Source organism: Variovorax paradoxus, from assembly GCA_016806145.1.
Taxonomy (GTDB): Bacteria; Pseudomonadota; Gammaproteobacteria; order Burkholderiales; family Burkholderiaceae_C; genus Variovorax.
The window spans coordinates 4,946,236-4,969,599 of the sequence record CP063166.1; the positions used below are offsets into that span (position 1 = coordinate 4,946,236).

Consider the following 23,364-nt stretch of genomic DNA (forward strand, 5'->3'; position numbering starts at 1 on the left):
GCCGCTTTGTTCAGGCCACCCCTTCCGCCTGCCCTTGTGCCCGTCCCTCGCCCTGCTGCTCGATCTGCTCGATCACGTGCAGCTCCACCAGCGCGGCCAGCGCCGCCACCGTCGGCTCGTTGAAAAGCGCCGCCGGATGCAGCACCACGCCGAACTGCTTGCGCACCCGGCCCAGCAACTGGATGGCCGTGAGCGAATCGCCGCCCAGCTCGAAGAGGCTGTCGTCGACGCCTATCGACGAGAAACCCAGCGCCTCGGCCCACATCCGCGCGATGTCGGCCTCGAGCTCGCTCCCGGGCGGCGCGAAGGGCGTCGCCAGGGCAGGCCGCTCATGGGCCGAACCCATGGGACGTGCCGGGGCCCGCGCGTCGGGTTCCAGGTCGAAGTCGAGCGAAACCAGGCGCGCGCGCTTCTCCTCCACGCTCAGCGGCGAAACGAACAGCTGGGGCAGTACCGCGCCCGCGAGCACGCGCTCGAAGGCCAGCACCCCCATCGCCGGCGGGATGCCGACGCCTTCCGCATGCTCGCGGTGCGCGGCCATGCCGACCTCGCGCCAGGTGTCCCAGTTGAGCGACCAGACCGGAAAGCGCGACGCGCGCAGCGCGAGCCGCGCCGTGGCGTCCAGGTAGCAGTTGGCCGCGCAATAGTCGGCATCGCCGAAGGCGCCCAGCGCGGCGGCCGTGGACGAGCACAGCAGCACGAAGTCGGGCGCATGGCCTTCGAGCGCCGCCATCAGGGCCCGCGTGCCCTGCACCTTGGGTGCGCACACGGCCTCCACGGCCGCGCGCTCGCGCTGCGCCATGACACCGCCGCCCGGCAGGCCGGCCGCATGCACCACGCCGTGCAGCGCGCCGAACTTCGCCACGGCCTCGCCCACGACCGCGCGCATGCGCGCCGCATCGGCCACGTCGGCCTGCAGCACCAGCAGTTCGGCCCCGGCCTGCGACAGCTGCGTCAGCTTCTGCAGGCGCTCGCGCAGCACCGGCGCGGTGGAGGGATCGGCGATGAGCTCTCCCCACAGATGGCGCGCCGGCAGCGCCGAGCGCCCCACGAGCACCAGCCGGGCCTGCCATTCGCGCGCGAGGCGCTCGGCCAGCGCGAGGCCGATGCCGCCCAGGCCACCGGTGATCAGGTAGACGCCCTGCTTCCTCAGCCGCTGGGCCGAAGCGCCCGCGTCGCCCGGCGCGGGCTCGAAGGCCAGTTGCCAGCGGTGCGGCCCGCGGTAGGCCACCAGCGCCGGCGGTTCGGCCGCGCGCGACTCGGCCAGCACCTGGCCCGCCAGGCGGGCCAGCGCGGCGCCGTCGCCCTCGGGCAGCACCACGTCGATCAACTGGCAGTCGATGTCCGGAAACTCCTGCGGCAGCACCTTGCAGGGACCCTGCAGCATCGACTTGGCCGGGTTCAGGCTCTCCAGGCCCGTGACGTCCTCGGCCTGGCTCGCGACCACGGTCACGCGCAGACGGCCGCCCTGGCCGGAGACGCCTTCGCCGTAGAGCGCCTGCACCAGCGCCAGCATGCTGTGGAAACCGCGCGCCAGCACCGGCTCCAGCGCAGCGTGCGCGTCGTGTTCCTCCAGGCTCCAGAGATGGAACACCTGCCGCAGCGGCCCATGCGCCGCGCCGGCTTCGCCGAGCAGGCGGGCCAGGTCCTCGCGCGCGTCGGTGCGCAGGCGGTAGTGCCGTGCGTCCACGGCCTCGAAGGCCTGCGCGCTTTCCGCCACGACGATCGGCAAGGACGACGCAGCCAGCGCCGCCAGCAACGCCGCGCGAAAGTCGCCCGCGTCGCCGAGCACGAGGCAATAGCCGGCTTCGACCTCGGCGGCCTGTGGCGCCGGCCGCGAAGGCAGCGGCGCCGCGCGACGCCATGCCGGTGCCTGGAACCAGTCGGCGAGCTCCCTGCGCGCGGGCCCGCCCCGCGCCGGCGCGCCGGCCACGGCCGCCTTGCCGGGTTCGATCCAGTAGGAGCGGCTCTCGAACGGATAGGTGGGCAGCGGCACGCGCCGCCGACCGGTGCCGGCATGGCAGGCCTGCCAGTCAACCGGGACGCCGGCCACCCACAACTGCGCCAGCGCGCGGGCGCATTGCGCGTCGCCCTCGCGCCATTGCTGCGGGCGCGGCTGCGAAGCCACGATGCAGGCGGCCGATGCCGCGCGGGCATGGCGCCGCGCCAGCGAGACCAGCACCTCGCCCGGCCCCGCCTCCAGCAGCGCGACACGGCCCGGCATGTCGAGCACCTCGCCCAGACCCTGGGCGAAGCGCACCGTGCCGCGCAGATGGCGCACCCAGTACTGCGCGCTCATGGCCTCGGCATCGGTGATCGGGCGGCCCGTGACGTTGGACACGAAGGGAATCGAAGGTGCGCTCCTGCGCGTGCGCTCGACCTGGGCCTGGAACGCCGGCAGCGCCGGCTCCACCATCGACGAATGGAAGGCATGGGACACGTGCAGCCGGCGCGCCACCGTGCCGTGCGCGGCCAGTGCCTGCTCCACCGCGTCGATGGCCGCGGGCGTCCCGGACAGCACGCAGAGCTTCTCGTCGTTGACGGCCGCGAGGCTGACGTCCTGCGAGAGCCATGGCTGCAGTTCGGACTCCGACATCGCGACGGCGATCATCTCGCCGCGCGGCAGCGCCTGCATCAGGCGCCCGCGCGCGGCGATCAGCGCCAGCGCATCCTCGAGGGCGAACACGCCGGCGATGCACGCGGCCACGTACTCGCCGACGCTGTGCCCGAGCATGAGGGCAGGCTGCACGCCCCGGTGCATCCACAGGCGCGCCATCGCGTACTCGACGACGAACAGCGCGGGCTGCGTGATGGCCGTCTGCGACAGCCTCTGCTGCGCGGCCGCTTCGTCGGCCTCCGCCGGGAACAGGGATTGCCGCAGATCGATTCCGAGCAGGGGCTGCAGCAGGCCGCAGCATCGATCGACCACCTCGCGGAACAGCGGCTCGCTCTCGTAGAGCCTGCGGCCCATGTGCGGATGCTGCGCGCCCTGCCCCGGAAAGAGGAAGGCGACCTGGGGTGCCTCGGCGGGGCACGCATCGGCCCAGCCGTGCGCCGCATCGGGCGTCTCGAGCTGGCGCACGGCCTGCGCCGCGCTCGATGCCAGCACCGCGCGCCGATGCGCGAAATGTCTGCGGCCAGTCTGCAGCGTGTAGGCGACGTCCGCGAGCGGCTGCTCGCCGTGGTCCGCGATGTGGCGCGCCAGCCTCGCCTGAGCCGCCTGCGCCGCGTCGGCGCTGCGCGCCGACACCGGCAGCACCTGCCAGGCGCTCGCCGCGCCGGACGAGGCCGCGACGGGCGCCTCCTCCAGCACCACGTGCGCATTGGTCCCGCCCATGCCGAAGGAGCTCACGCCCGCGCGGCGCGGCGTGGCGCCGGCGGGCCAGTCGCGGGCCTCGGTGTTGACGTAGAACGGACTGCCCGCGAAGTCGATCTGCGGATTCGGCCGCTCGTAGTGCAGGCTGGGCGGCAGCGTCCGGTGGCGCAGCGCGAGCACCGCCTTGATGAGGCCGGTCACGCCGGCCGCCGCGTCGAGATGGCCGATGTTGGTCTTCACCGAGCCGATGGCGCAGTAGCCGGTGCGCGCGGTGCCGCCGCGGAAGGCCTGCGTGAGCGCGGCGATCTCGATCGGATCGCCCATCGGCGTCGCGGTGCCGTGCGCCTCCACGTAGCCGATGCTGTCGGGATCGACGTCGGCGATCATCTGCGCGGCGAGGATGGCCTGTGCCTGCCCTTCCACGCTGGGCGCGGTGTAGCCGACCTTGCCCGAACCGTCGTTGTTGATGGCCGAGCCCTTGATGACGGCATGGATGGTGTCGCCGTCGGCCACCGCGTCGGCCAGCCGCTTCATCGCCACGATGCCCACGCCGCTGCCGCTGATGGTGCCGGCCGCGCGCGCGTCGAAGGCACGGCAGTGGCCGTCGGGCGAGGCGATGGAGCCGGCCTGGTATCGGTAGCCCAGCCCCTGCCCCAGGTTCAGCGACACGCCGCCGGCCAGCGCCATGTCGGCCTCGTGGTTCAGCAGCGCCTGGCAGGCCATGTGCACCGCCACCAGCGACGTCGAGCAGGCGGTCTGCACCGTGACGGCGGGGCCCTGCAGGTCGAGCTCGTAGGCCACGCGGGTGCACAGCGCGTCCTTCTCGTTGCCGTTGAGCAGCGTCTGCAGCGAGGCCTCTTCGCCCTTGCCGCCCAGCACCCCGGCCGGCAGCAGGTTGCGCCAGGCGTACTGGTTGGTGCTCGCGCCGCCGTAGATGCCGATGCGCCTGGGCTGCCGCTCGCCAAAGTAGCCGGCATGTTCGAGCGCCTCGACCGCGGTCTCGAGGAAGAAGCGCTGCTGCGGATCGAGGTACTCGGCTTCGCGCGCCGAATAGCCGAAGAAGCCCGCGTCGAAGCGGTCCATGCCGTCGAGCACGACGCCGGCCTTCACGTAGTCGGGATCGGACAGCGCTTCGGGCGGCACGCCGCGCGCGCGCAGTTCATCGTCGGAGAAGAAGCTCACCGACTCGACCCCCTCGCGGATGTTGCGCCAGAAGGCGTCGATGTTCGGCGCGCCCGGATAGCGCCCGGCCAGGCCGACGATGGCGATATCGATCTCGCCGATCGCGCCGGTTTCGATGGCATCGCTCATCAGTGCATTCCTCCCGCGGCTCTTCTTCGCCGCAACATGGCCTCGCGCTGCCTGCGCGCACCGTCGCGCGCGAGCTGCATGGCGGGTTCTTCCGAATGGGCCGGGCTCAGCCGCTGCGCCTGCGACGCGACGGTGGAATGCCGGAACAGATCGACCAGCGGCACCGCGAAACCCAGCCGCGACTGGATCTGCGACTGCACCTGCACCAGCAGCAGCGAATGGCCGCCGATGTCGAAGAAGTTGTCGTGGATGCCGAAGCCGTCCTGGCCCAGCACCTCGCTCCAGATGGCGCAGATCGCGCGCTCGATCTCGCGCGCGGGGGCCACGCGGGTGGCGGCACCGGGAGCCTCGGGCAGGGGCAGGGCCTTGCGGTCGACCTTGCCGTTGGCATTCAGCGGCAGCGTCTCCAGCACCACGATCGCCCCCGGCACCATGTACTCGGGCAGCACCTGCAGCAATCGCTGCTTCAGCGGCGCCGTCTCCAGCACCTGCGAAGGCGCGGGCGAGACATAGGCCACGAGCCGTGCCCCGCCGGTCGCCGGCTGCGCGACCACCACCGCCTCGCGCACGCCGGGCTGCGCCAGCAGTTGCGCCTCGATCTCCCCGAGCTCGATGCGCAGGCCCCGGATCTTCACCTGGTGGTCGATGCGCCCCAGGTACTCCAGTTCGCCGTCGTCGCGCCAGCGCACCAGGTCGCCGGTGCGATAGAGCCGCTCGCCCGTGTCGCCGAATGGATCGGCGACGAAGCGCTCCGACGAGAGCGCACTCCTGCCCAGATAGCCGCGCGCCAGCCCGATGCCGCCCAGGTACAGCTCGCCCGGCATTCCCGCCGCCGCGAGATTCAGTCCGTCGTCGAGCACATAGGTCTTCGTGCCCGCGATCGGGCGGCCGATGGCGACGTGGTTGCGGCCGTCCGCCCTGCAGCGCCAGTGCGTGACGTCGATGGCCGCCTCGGTCGGGCCGTACAGGTTGTACAACTGCGCGCTCGGCAGGCGTTCGAACACCCTCGCCTGCACTTCCGCCGGCAGCGCCTCTCCGCTGCACACGATGCGCCGGAGGCTGGCGCACGCCTGCACGCCGTCGTGGGCCAGGAAGGCCTGCAGCATCGAGGGCACGAAATGGAGGGTGGTGACACCGTGCCGGCGGATCAGATCGACCAGCCTGGCCGGCTCGCGGTGATCACCCGGCCGGGCCACCACGAGGCGCGCGCCCTGCATCAGCGGCCAGAAGAACTCCCAGACCGAGACATCGAAGCTGAACGGGGTCTTCTGCAGCACCGTGTCGGCCTCGCCGAGCGCGTACGCATCCTGCATCCACGCGAGGCGGTTGTACAGCGAGCGGTGGCGATTGGCCGCGCCCTTGGGACGGCCGGTGGAGCCGGAGGTGTAGATGACGTAGGCCAGGTGCTCGCCGTGCAGCTCCACGCCGGGGTCGGTGTCCGGCCCGGCCTCCAGGTCCAGCAGGTCCAGTTCGATCGTCCGCACGCCCTCGCGCTCGGGCAGCGTCGCGCCGACGTGGCTCTGGGTCAGCAGCAGCGCGACGCCGCTGTCCTCGAGCATGTAGGCGATGCGGTCCCTCGGGTATTCGGGGTCGATGGGCACGTAGGCGCCGCCGGCCTTGAGGATGGCCAGCAGCCCCACCACCATCTCGAAGCCGCGCTCCAGCGCGATGCCGACCGGTGTGTCGGGACGAACGCCCAGGCCGACCAGGCGATGGGCCAGGCGATTCGCGCGCGCGTCGAGCTGGGCATAGCTCCACGCGCTGTCGCCGAACACCACGGCCACCGCATCGGGTGCGCGGCGCGCCTGGCGAGCGATGAGGCGGTGCACCGGTTCGGCGTCGCCGCGGTGCGGCAGGTTCTCGCTCCAGCGCATGAGCCGCGCGCGCTCCTCGCCGCCCGTCAGCACCAGGTTCGCCAGCAGGCAGTCGGCATCGGATGCCAGTGCCTGCAGCACGCGCAGGTAGCTGTCGACCAGCCGCTGCGCGGTGCGCGCCTCGAACAGGTCCGTGTTGTATTCGAGCCGGCCGCGCACGCCCTGCGCGCCGATGTAGAAATCCAGCGAGAGGTCGAACTTGGCGCCCGCGTCGTCGAACTCCTCCATCTCCGCGCGCACGCCTTCGAGATCGAGCCCCACCGCCTCGCCCGACATCTGCACGCCGAACATCACCTGGAACAACGGGCTGCGCGCAGGATCGCGTCGTTCCTTGCGGCTCGCGAGCAGCACCTCGAACGGAAGGTCGGCGTTGTCGAGCGCGGCCAACGCGTCGGAGCGGACCTGCCGGCAGACCGCGCGCAGGCTCTGCCGCGGCGAGAGCCGCGCGCGAAACACCTGCGTGGTCACGAAGAAGCCGAGCAGCTCGCTCACTTCCTCGCGATGCCGCCCGGCATTGGGCACGCCGATGGCGAAATCGCCCTGCCCGCTGTGTCGCGACAGCAGGACCTGCCATGCCGCCAGCAGCGCGACGAAAGGCGTGCACTTCTCGGCGCGGCAGAACTTCTGTACCGCGAGCGCCAGCGCCGGCGGCAGTTCGAAGCCCAGCGCCGTGCCCGCGAAGGTCTTCCGCGCGGCGCGCGTGCGGTCGGTCGGCAGGTCGAGCGCGGGAACTTCCGGGCCCAGGTGCCGGTTCCAGAGCTCGAGCTGCCCCGCCAGCGCCCCGCCCTGCACGCTCGCGCGCTGCCACACCGCATAGTCGGCGTACTGCACGGGCAGCGGCGGCAGCGCGACCGCGCCGCCAGCGCGCAACGCCAGCCTGTAGGCCTGGGCCAGGTCGCCGGCGAGGATCGGGTTCGACCAGGCATCGGACACGACGTGATGCAGGCACACGGCCAGCACGTGCCGGTCGTCGCCCAGCGTCACCAACTGGGCGACCAACGCGGGCGCGCTGCCCAGATCGAACACATGCGCGGCGGTGCGGCGCACGGCCTCGGCCAGCGCCTGCTGCCGCTCGTCGGCCGGCAGCGTCCCGAGGTCGAGGCGCTCCAGCGAGAACGGCGCGCGGGCGTGCACGCGCTGCATCGGCACGCCGTCCTGCTCGAAGAAGCTGGTGCGCAGGATGGCGTGGCGCGCGATCACCGCGTGGAAAGCGCGCTCCAGCGCCTCGGCGTCGAGCGCGCCCTCGAGGCGGAACACCCGCGGCAGGTTGTAGGCCGTGAGACCGGGCTCGAGCTTCTGCAGGAAGCAGAGCTGCTCCTGCGCATAGGAGAGCCCGACGGCATCGCCATCGCGCACCGAGGGGACGATGCCGATGCTCATGCGGCCTCGCCCACTTCGCTCGGCTCGGGTTGCCGTGCCGCTTGCGCCAGCCGCTCGAGCGCCTGCGCATCGCCGCTCGCTTCGCGCAGCGCCGCTGCCAGCGCCGCCGGCGTCGGATGGTCGAACACCAGGCCCGCCGCCACCTCCACCTGCAGCAGCTTGCGGATGCGCGCGACCAGCTTGATGACCTGCAGCGAATGGCCGCCGAGTTCGAAGAAATCGTCCTCCACGCCGATCGGGTCGCTGCCGAGCAAGGTGGCCATGCCCTCGGCCAGCACGGCCTCGAGCGCATCGCGCGGCGCGACATGAACCTTGCGTTCGGCCGCGGCCGGTGCGAGCACGCTCAGCGCGAGACGGTCGATCTTTCCGTTCGGCAGGCGCGCGAAGGCCTCCAACGCGGTGAAGCTGGCCGGCACCATGTGCGCGGGCAGCAGCGCGGCCAGCCGCTCGCGCAGCGCATGGCCGTCGGCCGAGGCGCCATCGGCGACGAAGAATGCCGACAGCGCCGTCGCGCCCGCCGCATCGGGCGCGGCGAGCACCACGGCCTGCCGCACGCCGGGCTGTGCCAGCAGCACCGCCTCGATCTCGGCCGGCTCCACGCGAAAGCCATGCACCTTGACCTGGTGGTCCGCGCGCCCCGCGAGGCACAGGCCGCCGTCGGCCAGCACATGGGCCAGGTCGCCGGTGCGGTAGAGGCGCTCGCCGGGCGCGAACGGGTCGGCGACGAAGGCATCGCCGGGCTCACGGTTCAGGTAGCCACGGCACAGCTGCGCGCCGCCGACATAGACCTCGCCGAGTCCGCCCGCCGGCACCAGGGCCAGCGCGGCATCGAGCACGCGCACGCGGTTGTTCGCGAGCACCTGCGTCAGCGGCAACTGCGCGGGCAGCGGCGCGCCCGGCGTCACGGCATGGACCATCACGCCGACCGTGGTCTCGGTCGGCCCGTAGTGGTTGTAGATCGCGCACTGGGGTGCGAGCGCCGCGATGCGCTCGACCAGCGCACGCGGCGCGGCCTCGCCGCCCAGCACCAGGGTGCGCGGCAGCCGCGGCGCTTCGCATTCGAGCAGCGCCTCGAGGTGCGAAGGCACGATCTTGAGCGCGTCGATCGCGTGCCGCTCCATGAAGTCGGCGAAGGCCCGCGCATCCTTCGCCTCCTGCCCGGACGCCACCACCAGGCAGGCGCCGTTGAAGAAGGCGCCGAACAGCGCGGTGTTGCCGAGGTCGGCCACGACCGAACTCGTGAGCGCCCAGCGGCGGCAGCCGTCGAGCTTCATCGCGGCCGAGGCGGCCGCCACGTAGTTCAGCAACTGGCCGTGCTCGATGGCCACGCCCTTGGGCGTGCCGGTGGAGCCCGAGGTGTAGAGCACATAGGCCAGGTCGTTCGGCGCGATGCGGTGCGCGGGGGCATGCGCGGGCAGGCCGTCGAGCGCGGGCAGCGCGCCCTCGAGCACCAGCGCGGGCCGGGCATCGGCGAGCACGGCCGCGCGCCGCGCCTCGGGCCAGCCCGGCTCCAGCGGCAGGTAGGCGGCGCCCGCGCGCCAGGCGGCGAACATGGCCAGCGGCAGGTCGACCGAACGCGGCAGGTTGAGCGCGACGATCGCGCCGGGCGTCACGCCCTGCGCCACGAGCCAGTGCGCCAGGCGGTTGATGCCTTCGTCGAACTCGCGATAGCCCAGGCACTGCGTCCCGGCCGCGAGCGCCGCGGCGTCGGGCGTCGTCCGGGCCCAGTGCGCGACGCGCTCGGCCACGGTCTGCGTGCCGACATCGAGCGGCGGCGTGTCGTGCGCGAGCAGCAGCGCGCGTTCGCGCGGCCCGACCAGCGGCAGCGTGCCGACCGGTGCAGCGGGCTGCGCGACGGCGGCCTCGAGCAGCGTGACGAACTGCAGCAGCAGACGGTCGAGCGCGGCAGGGCCGTGGCGCGCGGCATCGGCGTGCAGCGACAGCTGCGCGCCGTCAGTGCCCCATGCGGCCTGCAGCGCGAGTTCGAAGCCGGGCATCGGGCCCGGCAATCCGGTCAGGCGCCAGCGCACGGAGGAACCATGCTGCCGCGGTGCCTCGTGCGAGACGAAGCCGACCGCCGCCTGGGCCGCGATCGGCGGCGCATCGACCGGCCAGTACTCCTGCACCTCGACATGCGCGGCCAGGGCGGCGTCGAGCCGGCCGGTCCAGTGGGCGAAGGACTCGTCCTCCGCCACGTCGACCAGCACCGGCAGCACCTTGTCGAACAGGCCGACCGCCCCCTGCATCGGTGCGTAGTCGCGCCGGCAGTCGTGCTGCCAGCCGCCGACGAAGCGGCCCGCACCGTGGAGGCGCGCCATCAACAGCCACCAGGCGGCCTGCAGCAGGGTCTCGGGCTGCGTGCCGAGGGCCTCGGCAAGTGCCGTCACGCGCGTCGCCAACGCGGCGTCGATGGCGGCCTCGGCCACGATGCGACGTGCGGCATCGGCCGGGGCACCACCGCGTCCCGCCAGCAGGCGCGGCGGCGCGAGCGCCGCGGCCTCGGTCGCCAGCCGCTGCCAGTAGGCGCGGCCCTGGTCCGCGTCCTCGCCCTCGAGCAGGTCCTCGCGCCACTCGACGAAACGCGCGTGCTGGAAGATGTCCTCGGGGTCGAGCGCGCCCTCGCCGAGGCTCGCGGTGGCGATCTGGTCGAACAGGTTCTGCAGGCTCTCGCGGTCCGCCACCAGCGGGCTCAGCGACAGCGCCAGCGTGTGGCTCGCCGCGCCCGTGCGCAGCAGCGCGGCGCCGACGACTTCGCCGCGCTCGATCGCCAGCGGCTCGGCATTGAAGGCCTCGAGCCATGCGTCGAGCGCGCCATCGGCCGCGCCGCCGAGCTCGGCCGAACGCCACGTCAGCGGCGGCATCTCGTCGAAGTACTGCTGCCGCGGGCCGCGGTAGCCGGGCACCTGCCGGATCGCCGCGCACAGCGCGCCATGGGCGCGCAGCACGCTCTCGACGGCGATGCGCAGGGCCGCGGCATCGAGCGTGCCGTCGATGCCCATCGACAGCAGCAGGCGGGCCGCGCCCGCGGGCACGGCGCGCTGCTCGGCGCTCAGCGGGAAGGTGGTGTCGGGGGTGGGGGCGATGGTGCTCGTCACGCTCATGCTCCCTGCTCGTCGGCCAGGCGGGTGTCGGCCGTCGCCGGCGGCGCGCCCTCGAGCGCGGCGCGGTCGAACATCGCGCCCATCGCCACCACGATCTTGCGCGGCCCCTCGTAGGGGTCGCGCGCATGGGCCGCGAGCATGTTGTCGAGCATCACGATGTCGCCCTGCCGCCAGTCGAAGCGCACCGCGCATTCCTCGTAGACGCGGCCCACCACGGCCATGGTCTGGTCCGCGATCGGCGAGCCGTCGCCGTACATCACGTGGCGCGGCAGCCGGTCGATCCCGCCCATGGCGAGCAGGTCCTCGCGCACCTGCGGCTCGAGGCAGGCCACGTGGTGCAGCTGGATCTGGTTGAAGAACACCTTCTCGCCGGTGATCGGATGGCGGATCACCGCGGGACAGCGCGTGCGCGTCTGCAGCGTGTTCTCGTCGAGCCAGCGCCAGGCGATGCCGGCGGCGGCCAGGCGGGCCTCGACCTCCGCGCGGCGATCGGTCTTGTAGAAGTCGCGCCAGCTCACGTCCAGGCCGGGCGTGAAGGTGCGCACGTACAGCAGTTCCTTGCGCTCGAACTCGGCCACCATCTCGGCCGGCAGGCGGCGCAGCATCTCGCGGCAGTCGACGATCGGCGTGGCGCCGCCCACCGGCGAGGGCAGTTCGCAGAAGAACCACTGCTTGCGCGGCCAGCGGTCGAGGTGCGAGCTCTCGTTGTGATAGAGGATCATCTGCCGCTCGGGGTACGGCGTGGAGCGGTAGGTCTTCTTGCCGCCCTCCTTCTTCGGCAGGTCGCCATAGCTGCCGTAGAGCTCGGGCTCGATGGCCTCGGCGAAGGCCTCGAAGTCCTGCGGCGTCTTCAGGCCGAAGTCGCGGAACAGCACGCCGCCATGCCTGGCGACCAGCATCTCGATGTAGTCGGCCTGGCTCCGGGCCCAGGCCACGGTGTCGAGGTCGCCGGTGGTGGCCTGCAGCACGATCGGGAATTCCGCGCCGGGCCGCAGGAAGGAGGTCTGGACCACGGGGCGCGCGGCGGCGCGCGGCGCCTCGCGGCCGGCGGCGCCACGGCCGAGCCTGTCCAGCTTGCCGAGCTTGTCCATCTTGCCGGTGGTGCCGGTGGTGCCGAGGGGTTTGGCGGTGTTCATGGTGAATCGCTCCTGCATTTGCGTGGGGGCCAGCGCGTCGATGGCCTGGCCCGGTGTTGCGACGATCCGCTCCAGCAGCGCATGCCACGAAGCGGTGAACTGCTCGACGGTCTCGCGCCGGTACAGGTCCGTGGCGTACACCCACTCGACGGCGAGCGCACCGGCCTGTTCCCTGGCGAAGACCGCCAGGTCGAACTTGGATTCGTTCATCTGCTGGGGCAGCACTTCGACCTCGGCGCCTTCGATGGCGAACCGGATCTCGGGTGTGTTCTGGAGGACGAAGAGCACCTGCACCAGCGGATTGCGGTCGCGCGCGCGGCGGGCGCCGGCGAGCTCCACGATCTGGTCGAAGGGCAGGTCCTGGTGGTCCATGGCGGCGAGCGCCTGCTGCTTCGTCCGCGCGAGCCATTGGCGGAAATCGACCTTCGGGTCGGCCCTGCGCGAACGCAGCGGCACGACGTTGACGAAGAAGCCCAGCAGTTGCTCGAGGTCGGGATGGCCGCGTCCCGCCACGTCGGTGCCAATGACGAGGTCGTCGGCACCCGAGGCCTGGTGGAAGAACAGGAAGAAGGAGGCGAGCAGCAGCGTGAACAGCGAGGCGTCCGATTCGCGCGCCAGCGCGCCCAGGGCCTGCGACAGCGCCGGCGACATTTCGAGCAGCACCGAGTTGCCCGCATGCGAGGCCGTGGCCGGGCGCTCATGGTCGGGCTTCAGGCCCGAGACCTGCGGCGCGTCGCGCAGGTAGGCGCGCCAGAACTCGGCCTTGGGCGCGAAGGCGGGCGAGGCCAGCGCGCGGCCGTACCAGGCGGCGTAGTCCACGTACTGCACGGGCAGCGGCGCGAGCGCGAGCGGCTGGCCGCGCAGCGCGCGCTGGTAGAACTCGCCGAGCTCGCGCGCGAACACCGCGATCGACCAGCCGTCGAACACGATGTGGTGCACCACGAGCACCAGCACATGCTCGCGTTCGCCGAGGCGCACCACGGTGGCCTTGAGCAGCGGCCCCTCGGCCAGCACGAAGGGCTGGCGCACGAGCGCGTCGAACAGCGCGGCGTAGCGCCGCGCGCGCACGGCCGGGTCGGCTTCGGCGATCTCGACCAGCGGAATGTCGAGCCGCTGCCCGGCGCGGATCAGCGCGACGGGCTCGCCCTCCTCGTCCTCGGCGAACACCGTGCGCAGCACCTCGTGCCGCGCGGCAATGGCGTCGATGGCCGCGCGCAGCCGCTCGACATCGAGCGCGCCATGCAGTGCCAGTCCGGCCGACATGTTGTAGGCCGCGCGCCCCGTCAGGTTGCCGGCATCGGTGAGCCGGTCGACCAGCCAGAGGCGGCGCTGCATCGGCGACAGCGGCAGCGCGCCGCCGCGCGGCACTGGCGCGATCTCCATCGCGGCGGCCGGTTGCGGCGGAACCGCGGCGTCGCGCGCCGGCAGCTTCGCGATCAGGCCGGCGAGGGTCGGCGCCTTGAAGAACTCGCTGGGATGCAGCTCGACCGCGTAGGCCTTGCGGATGCGCGACAGCAGCTGGATCGCCACCAGCGAATCGCCGCCGAGCTCGAACAGGTTGTCGTCCATGCCGATCGGCGCGATGCCCAGGCGCTCGGTCCACAGCGCGGCCAGCGCGTTCGCGCGTTCGCCCTCGGGCGCGACGAACGGGGTCGACAGCGCGGGACGCGGATGGCTGCCACCGGCCGCCGCGGGCGGCGCGCCGCCGTCGTCGTCGAGCAGCTCGAGCATGCCTGCGTCGAGCGGGCCGAGGCGCTGCGCGAGGTCGGTGGTCGAGATCACGGTCTGCGGGCGCAGCGGCCCGTTGACGATGCGCTCGAAGGTGCGCGCGCCTTCGGGGCCGTCCATGCCGATGCCTTCGGGCACGACCATGTGCTCGGCCATGCCGAGGCCGCGCCAGGCATCCCAGTTGACCGAGAAGACGGGCCAGCCGCCGACGCGCGCCTGGGCGATCGCCACGGCATCGAGGTAGGCGTTGGCCGCGGCGTAGTCGCTCATGCCGAGGCCGCCGGCCACGCTCGAGATCGAGGAGCAGAGCTGCACGAAGTCGAGCGGCTGCCCGCGCAGCGCGTCGAGCAGCGCACGGGTGCCGCGCACCTTGGTCGAGAACACGGTGTCGACCTGCGCGCGCGTGCGCTGCGCCATGAGACCGCCGCCGGCATCGCCCGCCGCATGCACGATGCCGTGCAGCGCGCCGAAGCGCGCGTTCGCCTGCGCGAGCGCCGCCTGCAGTTGCGCGGGATCGGACACGTCGGCCGACAGGGTCAGCACCTGCGCGCCCAGCGCCTCGAGCGCCAGCAGCTGGCGCAGCCGGTTGCGTTGGGCCTCGGGCTGGCCGGTGTCGGCCGCGAGCGCGGCCCAGGCGTCGCGCGCCGGCATCGCGGTGCGGCCGAGCAGCACCAGCCTGGCCTGCCAGTGCTGCGCCAGATGCCGCGCGATGGCGAGGCCGACGCCGCCGAGGCCGCCGGTGATCAGGTAGACACCCTCGCGGCGCAGGCGCGGCCGTGCGGCGGCCGGCAGCGGCGCGGGCTCGTAGGCTTTCACCCAGCGGTGCGCGCCGCGGTAGGCCGAGAGCGGCTCGCCGGGCTCGGCACGCAGCGCGGCGGCCTCGGCGGCGATCTGCTCGACCAGCCGGGTCTCGGCCTCGCTCTCGGGCGCGGCCAGCATGACGTCGATCACGCGGCAATGGATGCGCGGGCATTCCTGCCCGATCACCTTGGCGATGCCCAGCAGCGTGGCCTTCTCGGGGCACAGCGCCTCGGCGCCGGTGATGTCCTCGATCTGGTTGGCAACGATCGCGATCGGCAGCGTGGCGGTGGCCGCGCCGCCACCATCGAGCGCCTGCACCAGCGCCAGCAGGCTGAAGAAGCCGCGCTCGAGCAGCTCGGGCTGCGGTTGCGCGGCCGGCGCTTCGTCGAGGCACCAGAGGTGATGGATGGCGCCGACAGTGCCGAGCTCGGCCTCGACCTCGCGCAGCAATCGCGCATGGTCGTCGCGCTCGCCGGGGCGCAAGGTCCAGCTTTCGCGGCCGGTGCGCGCGAACGAGAGGCCGCGCTGCGCCAGCGCCACCGCATGCCCCTGCGCGCGCAGGTGGCGCGCGAGATGGCCCGTGAGGCTGCGCTCGTCGCCGTAGAGCAGCACGCAGCCCGCGCCGGCCGCTGTGGCAGGCATCAAGGGCTCGCCGCGCTTCCACACGGGCACGTAGAAGGCATCGGGCGCCGGCGTGCGCGCGGACGGCGCCGACGCGGACGCCTCGACCCAGTAGCGGCGGCGCTGGAACGGATAGGCCGGCAACGGCACGCGGCGCGGGGCCTGGCCCGCATGGCAGGCCGCCCAGTCGATCGCCACGCCCGCGAGCCACAGGCCGGCGAGCGTCTGCGCGAGCTGCTGCGCATTGCGCGCCTGCTGCTGCGGATGGACCTGGCTCGCAAACACCCCGGCGGCCGATGCCGCCATCGGGTGCTGGCGCGCGAGGCCGGCGAGCGTTTCGCCGGGGCCGACCTCGAGCACCACGCGGCCGGGCCGTTCGAACAGCGTGCGCAGGCCGGCTTCGAACTGCACCGTGCCGCGCAGGTGCTGCGCCCAGTAGTTCGGGCTGGTCGCCTGCTCGGCCGTGATCAGCCGACCGGTGACGTTGGAGACGAAGGGAATCTTCGGCGCCTGCCTCGGCACCGAGGCGACGAGCCGTTCGAGCTCGGCGAGCAGTGGCTGCGTCATCGCCGAGTGCGAGGCGATCGACACGTGCAGGCGGCGCGGCAGATGGCCCTGGGCGCGCAGCCGATGCTCGGCGGCCTCGACCGCCTCGATCGGACCCGACAGCACGCACAGCTGCTCGCCATTGGCGGCCGCGAGATCGCAGCCGTCCTGCAGGAAAGGCGCGAGTTCGGACTGCGACAGCGGCACCGCGGTCATCGCGCCGGGCTGCATCGATTGCAGCAGGCGGCCGCGCAGGGCCGCCACGCGCAGGGCGTCCTCGAGCCGGAACACGCCGGCCAGGCAGGCCGCGACATATTCGCCGAGGCTGTGGCCCATCATCGCGGCGGGCCGCACGCCGCGGCGCATCCACCACTGCGCCAGCGCGTACTCGACGACGAACAGCGCCGGCTGGGCCATGGCGATGTCGAACAGCCGCGCATCCGCCTCGGCCTCAGCGCCCGGCGCGGGGAACAGCAGCTCGCGCAGGTCGAAGCCGAGCTCGGGGCGCAGCAGTTCGCAGCAGCGGTCGACGTCGGCGCGAAACGCATCGTCGTCGCGATAGAGCGCGAGGCCCATGTTGGCGTGCTGCGTGCCGCCGCCCGGGAACAGGAACACCACCTCGGGCGCTTGCTCGGGCACGGGGGCCGATGCCACGACGAGGCCCTCGCCCGTGGCGAGCATGCGCGCGGCGGCGGCCGGTCCGTCGGCCACCACGGCGCAGCGATGCGCGAAGGCACGGCGGCCGGTCTGCAGCGTGTGGGCGACATCGACCAGCGCGAGTTCGGGATGGCTCTCGAGGTGCGCGCCGAGCCGCTGCGCGGCCTGTCGCGCGGCGGTGGCGCTCAGCGCCGACAGCGGCAGCACCTGCCAGTCGGGCTCGCGCCGTGTCGGCACGCGCGCAGCAAGCGGCGGCGCTTCCTCGAGCACCACGTGCACGTTGGTGCCGCCGATGCCGAAGGAGCTGACACCCGCGCGGCGCGGCGCGGCGCCCCGCGGCCATGGCCGGGCCTCGGTGTTGACATAGAACGGACCGCTCTCGAAGTCGATCTGCGGATTGGGCTCGTCGAAATGCAGGCTCGGCGGCAGCGTCGCATGCCGCAGCGCGAGTGCCGCCTTGATCAACCCGGTCACGCCGGCGGCCGCGTCGAGGTGGCCGATGTTGGTCTTGACCGAGCCGATCGCGCAGCTTCGCGGCGTGGTCGCGCCGCCGCTCGCGAAGGCCTGCGTCAGCGCGGCCATCTCGATCGGGTCGCCGAGCGTGGTGCCGGTGCCGTGCGCCTCGACATAGCCGATGCTGGCCGCGGGAACGTCCGCCACCATCTGCGCCGCGCGGATCGCGCTGGCCTGGCCCTGCACGCTGGGCGCGGTGAAACCGATCTTGTCGGCGCCGTCGTTGTTGGCGGCCGTGCCCTTGATGACGGCATGGATGGTGTCGCCGTCGCGCTGTGCCTCGGCCAGCCGCTTGAGCACGACGATGCCCGCGCCGCTGCCGATGACCGTGCCCGCGGCCTTCGCATCGAAGGCGCGGCAGTGGCCGTCGGGCGAGAGGATGGCGCCGTTCTGGAAGCGGTAGCCGCCCTCCTGCAGCAGGTTGAGCCAGACGCCGCCGGCCAGCGCCATGTCGCAATCGTGGCTCAGCAGCGCCTGGCAGGCCATGTGCACCGCCACCAGCGAGGTCGAGCATTCGGTCTGCACGCTGACGGCCGGGCCGCGCAGGTCGAGCTTGTAGGCCACGCGCGTGCACAGCGAGCCCGCGGAGTTGCCGCTCATCAGGCCCAGCATGTCGGCGATGCCGGTGCCCGCGTCGACGCCGAAGGCCGGCAGCAGGTGCCGCATCAGGTAGAGGTTGGGGCCGTCGCCGGCATAGACGCCGACCGAGGCACCGCCCCTGCCGGCCTGCCAGCCGGCGTGCTCGAGCGCCTCCCAGGCGCACTCGAGGAAGATGCGCTGCTGCGGATCGAGATGCTCGGCCTCGCGCGGCGAATAGCCGAAGAAGCCGGCATCGAACTGGTCGAAGCCGTCGAACAGCACGCCGGCCTTCACGTAGTCGGGATCGGCCAGCGTGCGCTCGGGCACACCGCGCGCGCGCAGTTCCTCGTCGCTGAAGACGGTGACCGACTCGACGCCGTCGCGGATGTTGCGCCAGAAGGCATCCACGTCCGGCGCGCCCGGAAAGCGGCCGGCCATGCCGACGATGGCGATCTCGAGGCCCGTGAGTTCGGGCGGCGACACGGAGTCTTGCATCAGAAGCTTCTTTCGGTGGGACGGCGGCGTTGCAGCAGGGCCGTGCGCTGGCGCTGCGCGCGCGCCTGTTCGCCGTCGTCGCTGCCGCCGGCATCGGATGGCATCGCGCCGCCGCCCTGTTCGATGCGCCGCGCGAGCGCGCCGACGGTCGGGTACTTGAAGAGGTCGACCACTTTCAGGCCCGGGTTCAGCCGGTCTTCCATCAGCCGGTGCATGCGGATGAGCAGCAGCGAATTGCCGCCGAGGTCGAAGAAGTTGTCGTTCATCCCGACCTGCTCGACCTTGAGCAGTCCGGCCCAGATCGAGGCCAGGGTCTGGGCCACGTCGCCCTGCGGCGCCTCGTAGCCGCGCGAGGCAGCGGCGAGGGTCGGGACGGGCAGCGCGCGGCGGTCGACCTTGCCGCCGCTGGTGAGCGGGAAGCTGTCGAGCGCCACGATGGCGGCCGGCACCATGTAGTCGGGCAGCGCGCGGCCCAGGTGCTCGCGCAGCGCGGCGGCATCGATGCGCGCGGACGGCGCGGGCGAGACGTAGGCGGCCAGCGACGGGCCGGCCGCGCCGTCGTGCACGAGCACCAGCGCCTCGCGCACCGCCGGGTGCTCGCGCAGCCGCGCCTCGATCTCGCCGAGCTCGATGCGGAAGCCGCGGATCTTCACCTGGTGGTCGAGCCGGCCGAGGTATTCGAGCTGGCCATCGCGCCCCCAGCGCACCAGGTCGCCGGTGCGGTAGAGCCGGCCGCCCTCGGCATCGAAGGGATCGGCGACGAAGCGTTCGGCCGTGAGCGCCGCGCGGCCGAGGTAGCCGCGCGCGAGCCCCGCGCCGCCGAGGTACAGCTCGCCGGCCACGCCCTGGGGAACGGGCTGCAGGTCGGCATCGAGCACATGGGCCGTGCGATGGCCCACGGGACGGCCGATGGGTGCATAGCCCTGCACGGGATCGTGCGCCGTGCCGCTCCATGCGGTGGGCGTGATGACGGCCTCGGTCGGGCCGTAGGCATTGACGATGCGCGCGGGACGCAGCACGCGGCGGATCAGCGCCAGGTCCTCGCCGGTCCAGGCCTCGCCGCCGAACAGCGCGAGGCGCACGGCATGCGCGAACGGCGGCTGGCCCTGCAGCAGCTGGCGCGCATAGGCCGGCGGCAGGTCCACCACGCTGACGCGGTGGCGCTGCAGCAGGGCGTCGAGTTCGCTCGCGAGCGAGCACCACTGCGGCTGCACCACGAGGGCCGCGCCCGACACCAGCGGCAGCAGGCATTGCTCGAGCGCCGCGTCGACGTGCGGCAATGCGAACTGCAGCGAGCGGTCCTCGGCGCGCATGTCGCAGGTCCGCGCCATCGCCTGCAGGTGCATCGAGAGCGCGGCATGCGGCACGGCCACGCCCTTGGGAACGCCGGTGGTGCCGGAGGTGTAGACGAGGTAGGCGAGCTGGCCGTCGTGCAGCTCGATGGCGGGGTCGGCGGCGGCTTCGGACTGGCGCTGCACGGGGTCGAGCGGGACCCTGGCGATGCCCGGCGGCAAGGTCGACGCCTGCGCGCCGTCCGCGAGCAGCACGCTGGCGTCGCTGTCCTCGAGCAGTTGCGCGATCCGCTGTGCGGGATGGGATGGATCGAGCGGCAGATAGGTGCCCCCGGCCTTGAGCACGCCGAGCAGGCCCGCCACGCGCTCGCCCACGGCCTCGATGGCCACGGCGACGACACTGCCGGGCCGCACGCCCGCGCGCAGCAGCCGGTGTGCCACGCGGTTGGCGCGTTCGTTCAGGGCGGCATAGCTCGAGGGCGTGTCGCCGTCGATCAGCGCGACGGCCTCCGGGTGCGCGCGCACCCGCGCTTCGAACAGGCGGTGCACGGGCTGCGCCTGCAGCGCCTGGCGCTCGCCGACCGACCAGGCGCGCAGCCGCTGCCGTTCTTGCGCGTCGAGCAGGAGGACATCGCCCAGCGGCTGCGCGGGATCGGTCGCCAGCGCCTCCAGCAGCGCCCGGTAGTGCGCGGCCATGCGCTCGATGGTGGCGGGCTCGAACAGCTCGGCGGCATAGGTGAACACCGCGCCGGTGCTGCCATCCGCGCGCTCACGGATATCGAGCGCGAGTTCGAACTGCGCGGTGCCCTCGGCCATGCGCTGCTCGCGCGCCTCGAGGCCCGGCAGCAGCCGCAGCGCATCCACGTCCTCGCGCAGATGGTTGAGCATCACCTGGAACAGCGGGCTGTGGCTCAGGCTGCGCCGCAGCTGCAGCGCCTCGACCAGTTGTTCGAACGGCAGGTCCTGGTGGGCCTGCGCGCCGAGCGCGGCCTCGCGCACCTGCGCCAGCAGTTGCGCGAGGCTCGTGCGGCCCCGCAGCGTGGCGCGCAGCACCTGGGTGTTGACGAAGAAGCCGATCAGGCCCGCGGTCTCGGGGCGATGACGGTTGGCCACCGGAACGCCGACGCGCACATCGTGCTGGCCGGTGTAGCGGTGCAGCAGCGCCTGGAAGCCGGCCAGCAGCGCCATGAAGAAGGTCGCGCCATGCGACTGCGCGGTGGCGCGCAGTTGCGCGACGAGCGCGCCGTCGAATTCGAAGGCATGGCTGGCGGCGCGGTAGTTCGCCACCGCCTGCCGCGCATGGTCCGTGGGCAGCGCGAGCACGGGATGCTCGTCGCCGAGCTGTACGCGCCAGTAGGCGAGCTGGCGCTCGGCCTCGCCGGCGGCGAGCCATTCGCGCTGCCACAGCGCGTAGTCGGCGTACTGGATCGGCAATGCCGCGAACTGCGGCGCCTTGCCGGTCGCATGCGCCGCATGGGCGGCACCGAGTTCGCCGACCAGCAGCTGCAGCGAGGCGCCATCGGACACGATGTGGTGCGTGACCACGACGAGCAGATGCCGCGCCTCGTCGACCCGGATCAGCGCCGCGCGCAGCAGCGGGCCTTCGCCGAGGTCGAACGGTTCCTCGTGGCACTGCCGTGCGCGCACGGCCGCGGCGGCGTCGCGCGCCGACGCGGGCAGCTCGCGCAGATCGATCTGCCGCAACGCGAAGCGCGAAGCGGGCTGGATCCATTGGCCGACCGCCCCATCCGCGCCCGTGCGGAACACGGTACGCAGGCTCTCGTGGCGCGCGACCAGTCCGTCGAAGGCCGCGCTCAGCGCAGCGGCATCGAGCGGCCCCGAGAGGTCCAGCGCGATGCCGACGTGATAGGCGGTGCTCTTCGGATCGAGCTGCCACAGGAACCACTGGCGCTCCTGCGCATGCGACAGCGCGAGCGCTTTGCTGCGGCGCTCGGCCGGCAGCACGCGGATCGGGTTGCGCGGCCTGCGCAGGCCGGTGGCGCGCACGCGGCGCACTTCGGCGGCGAGCTCCTGCAGCCGCGGCTGCTCGAACAGCAGGCGCACGGGGAACTCGATGTCCCAGGCGTCGGCGACCCGGGCCGCCACCTGAGTGGCGGCGAGCGAGTTGCCGCCGCTGAGGAAGAAATGGGCATCGCGTGCCAGCGCGGGCTGCTGCGCGCCGCGGCGCAGCACCTCGCTCCAGATGGCGGCCAGGGCCTGTTCGAGCTCGTCCATCGGCAGTGCTGCGACGGATGTCTTCGCGACGGTGCCGCCGCGCACGAAGGCGCCATGCGCATGCATCGCATAGGCATCGGCCGTGCGATCGATCCAGCCCTGGCGGCAGGCGCCGCGCTGCAGCTTGCCGCTGGTGGTCTTGGGCATGCCGCCCGGATTGAGCAGCATGACGACGGACAGCGGCTCGCCGAACTGCTCGCTCACGGCGGCGCTGAGCGTCTCGACCAGCGCCTCGGGACCGACCAGCTTCTGCACGCTGCGCGACACCTCGGCGGCCAGGCCGATGCCCTCGCCGGCGGGGCCATCGACCGCGAACGCCGCCACGCGGCCCTTGCGCACCACGTCGACCTCGAGTTCGATCATCCGTTCGATGTCCTGCGGATACAGGTTGTGGCCGCGCACGATGATCATGTCCTTGATGCGACCGGCCACGTAGAGCTGGCCGTCGTGCACGAAGCCGAGGTCGCCGGTGCGCAGCCAGGTGGCGCCGTCGCGATCGACGAAGGTCTGCCGCGAGATCTCGGGCTTGTTCCAGTAGCCGCTTCCGATGCTCGGGCCGGTGGCCCAGATCTCGCCGACGCGGCCGGCGTCGCAGGCCGACAGCGAGACCGGGTCGACGATGCGCACGGCATGGCCGGTGACCGATCGGCCGCAGCCGACCAGCACGGTTCCGCCGGTCTCGGCCTGCACCAGGCCGCGTGCCAGGGCAGCGCCCGCGAACTCGCGCGCGACCATGCCGTTGCCGCGCCGTCCGCCCGTCACGAACAGCGTCGACTCGGCCAGGCCGTAGCAGGGGTAGAAGGTGCGGGTGGAGAAACCGGCGGGCGCGAAGCGGCGCTCGAATTCGCGCAGCGTGTCGGCGCGCACCGGCTCGGCACCCGAGAACGCGAGGCTCCAGCGCGACAGGTCGAGCTGGCTCAGCTGCGCATCCGACACCCGCTCGAGGCACAGCCGGTATGCGAAGTCGGGGCCGCCGCTGACGGTCGCTCGCAGCCGCGAGATCGCTTCGAGCCAGCGCACGGGGCGTTCGAGGAAGTAGCGCGGCGACATCAGCGCGACGGGCGCACCGCGGTACAGGGGCTGCAGCAGGCCGCCGATCAGGCCCATGTCGTGGTTGAGCGGCAGCCAGGTCACGAAGCGATCGTCGGACCGAATCGAGAGCCCCTCCTCGATGGCGCGCATGTTCGCCATGAGGTTGCCGTGCGCGATCATCACGCCCTTGGGCGCGGAGGTCGAACCGGAGGTGTACTGCAGGAAGGCGATATCGGCCGCAGCGGGCACGTACGCCGTCCATCGGTCGGCGCCCTCGGCACCGATGCGGTCCACCGCGAGCAGCGGCACGCGGGCGAAGGCGTCCGCCGCATCGGCGAACGAAGCCTGGATGGCCGCATGGGTCAGCACGCAGCTGGCACCGGCATCGGCGGCGATGCCTTCCAGCTTGGCGAGGTGCCGCTTGCGCGTCGACTCGGGCGGGAACACGGGCACCGCGATCAGGCCCGCATAGAGGCAGGCGAAGAAGCTCACGACGTAGTCGTCGCAGTTGTCCAGCATGATCATCGCGCGCGCGCCGCGATCGAAGGACTGCTGCAGGTGCGCCGCCAGGGCGCGCACGCGCGTGTCGAGTTCGCGGTAGGACACGGGCGTGTCGAACGCCACGCCATCGCGATCGGTCACGCCGATCAGCGCGATGTCATCGGGCCGGCGCGCGGCCAGGTCGCGCAGGTGGCTCACGAAGTCCACGGGGTGCGTCGGGGTCACATCGATTCCTTGAATGGCGAA

Annotated in this window: 5 protein-coding genes; all 5 read right to left on the reverse strand. The window is 72.8% G+C overall.

Annotated features, from left to right (window positions below; translation table 11 throughout):
* Nucleotides 1–10: 10 nt before the first annotated feature.
* From INQ48_23045 to INQ48_23065, 5 genes are read right to left on the reverse strand one after another with little or no spacing between them, the layout of a single operon-like run.
* Nucleotides 11–4,627 (reverse strand): SDR family NAD(P)-dependent oxidoreductase, encoded by a 4,617-nt coding sequence (locus INQ48_23045; protein QRF56220.1) that lies wholly within the window; start codon nt 4,625–4,627, stop codon nt 11–13.
* Nucleotides 4,627–7,881, reverse strand: a complete 3,255-nt coding sequence (locus INQ48_23050; protein ID QRF56221.1) for an amino acid adenylation domain-containing protein — start codon at nt 7,879–7,881, stop codon at nt 4,627–4,629. Before INQ48_23050 ends, INQ48_23045 begins: the two co-directional genes overlap by 1 nt.
* Nucleotides 7,878–10,982 carry an amino acid adenylation domain-containing protein gene (locus tag INQ48_23055; protein QRF56222.1) on the reverse strand — a complete coding sequence of 1,035 codons (3,105 nt, stop codon included), beginning with the start codon at nt 10,980–10,982 and terminating at the stop codon, nt 7,878–7,880. The genes INQ48_23050 and INQ48_23055 overlap by 4 nt, the downstream gene beginning before the upstream one ends.
* Nucleotides 10,979–18,058, reverse strand: a complete 7,080-nt coding sequence (locus tag INQ48_23060) for an SDR family NAD(P)-dependent oxidoreductase (GenBank protein ID QRF56223.1) — start codon at nt 18,056–18,058, stop codon at nt 10,979–10,981. The genes INQ48_23055 and INQ48_23060 overlap by 4 nt, the downstream gene beginning before the upstream one ends.
* A complete protein-coding gene (locus INQ48_23065) occupies nt 18,058–23,358 on the reverse strand; it encodes an amino acid adenylation domain-containing protein (GenBank protein ID QRF60852.1) in 5,301 nt (1,766 codons plus the stop codon). Before INQ48_23065 ends, INQ48_23060 begins: the two co-directional genes overlap by 1 nt.
* Nucleotides 23,359–23,364 lie beyond the last annotated feature (6 nt).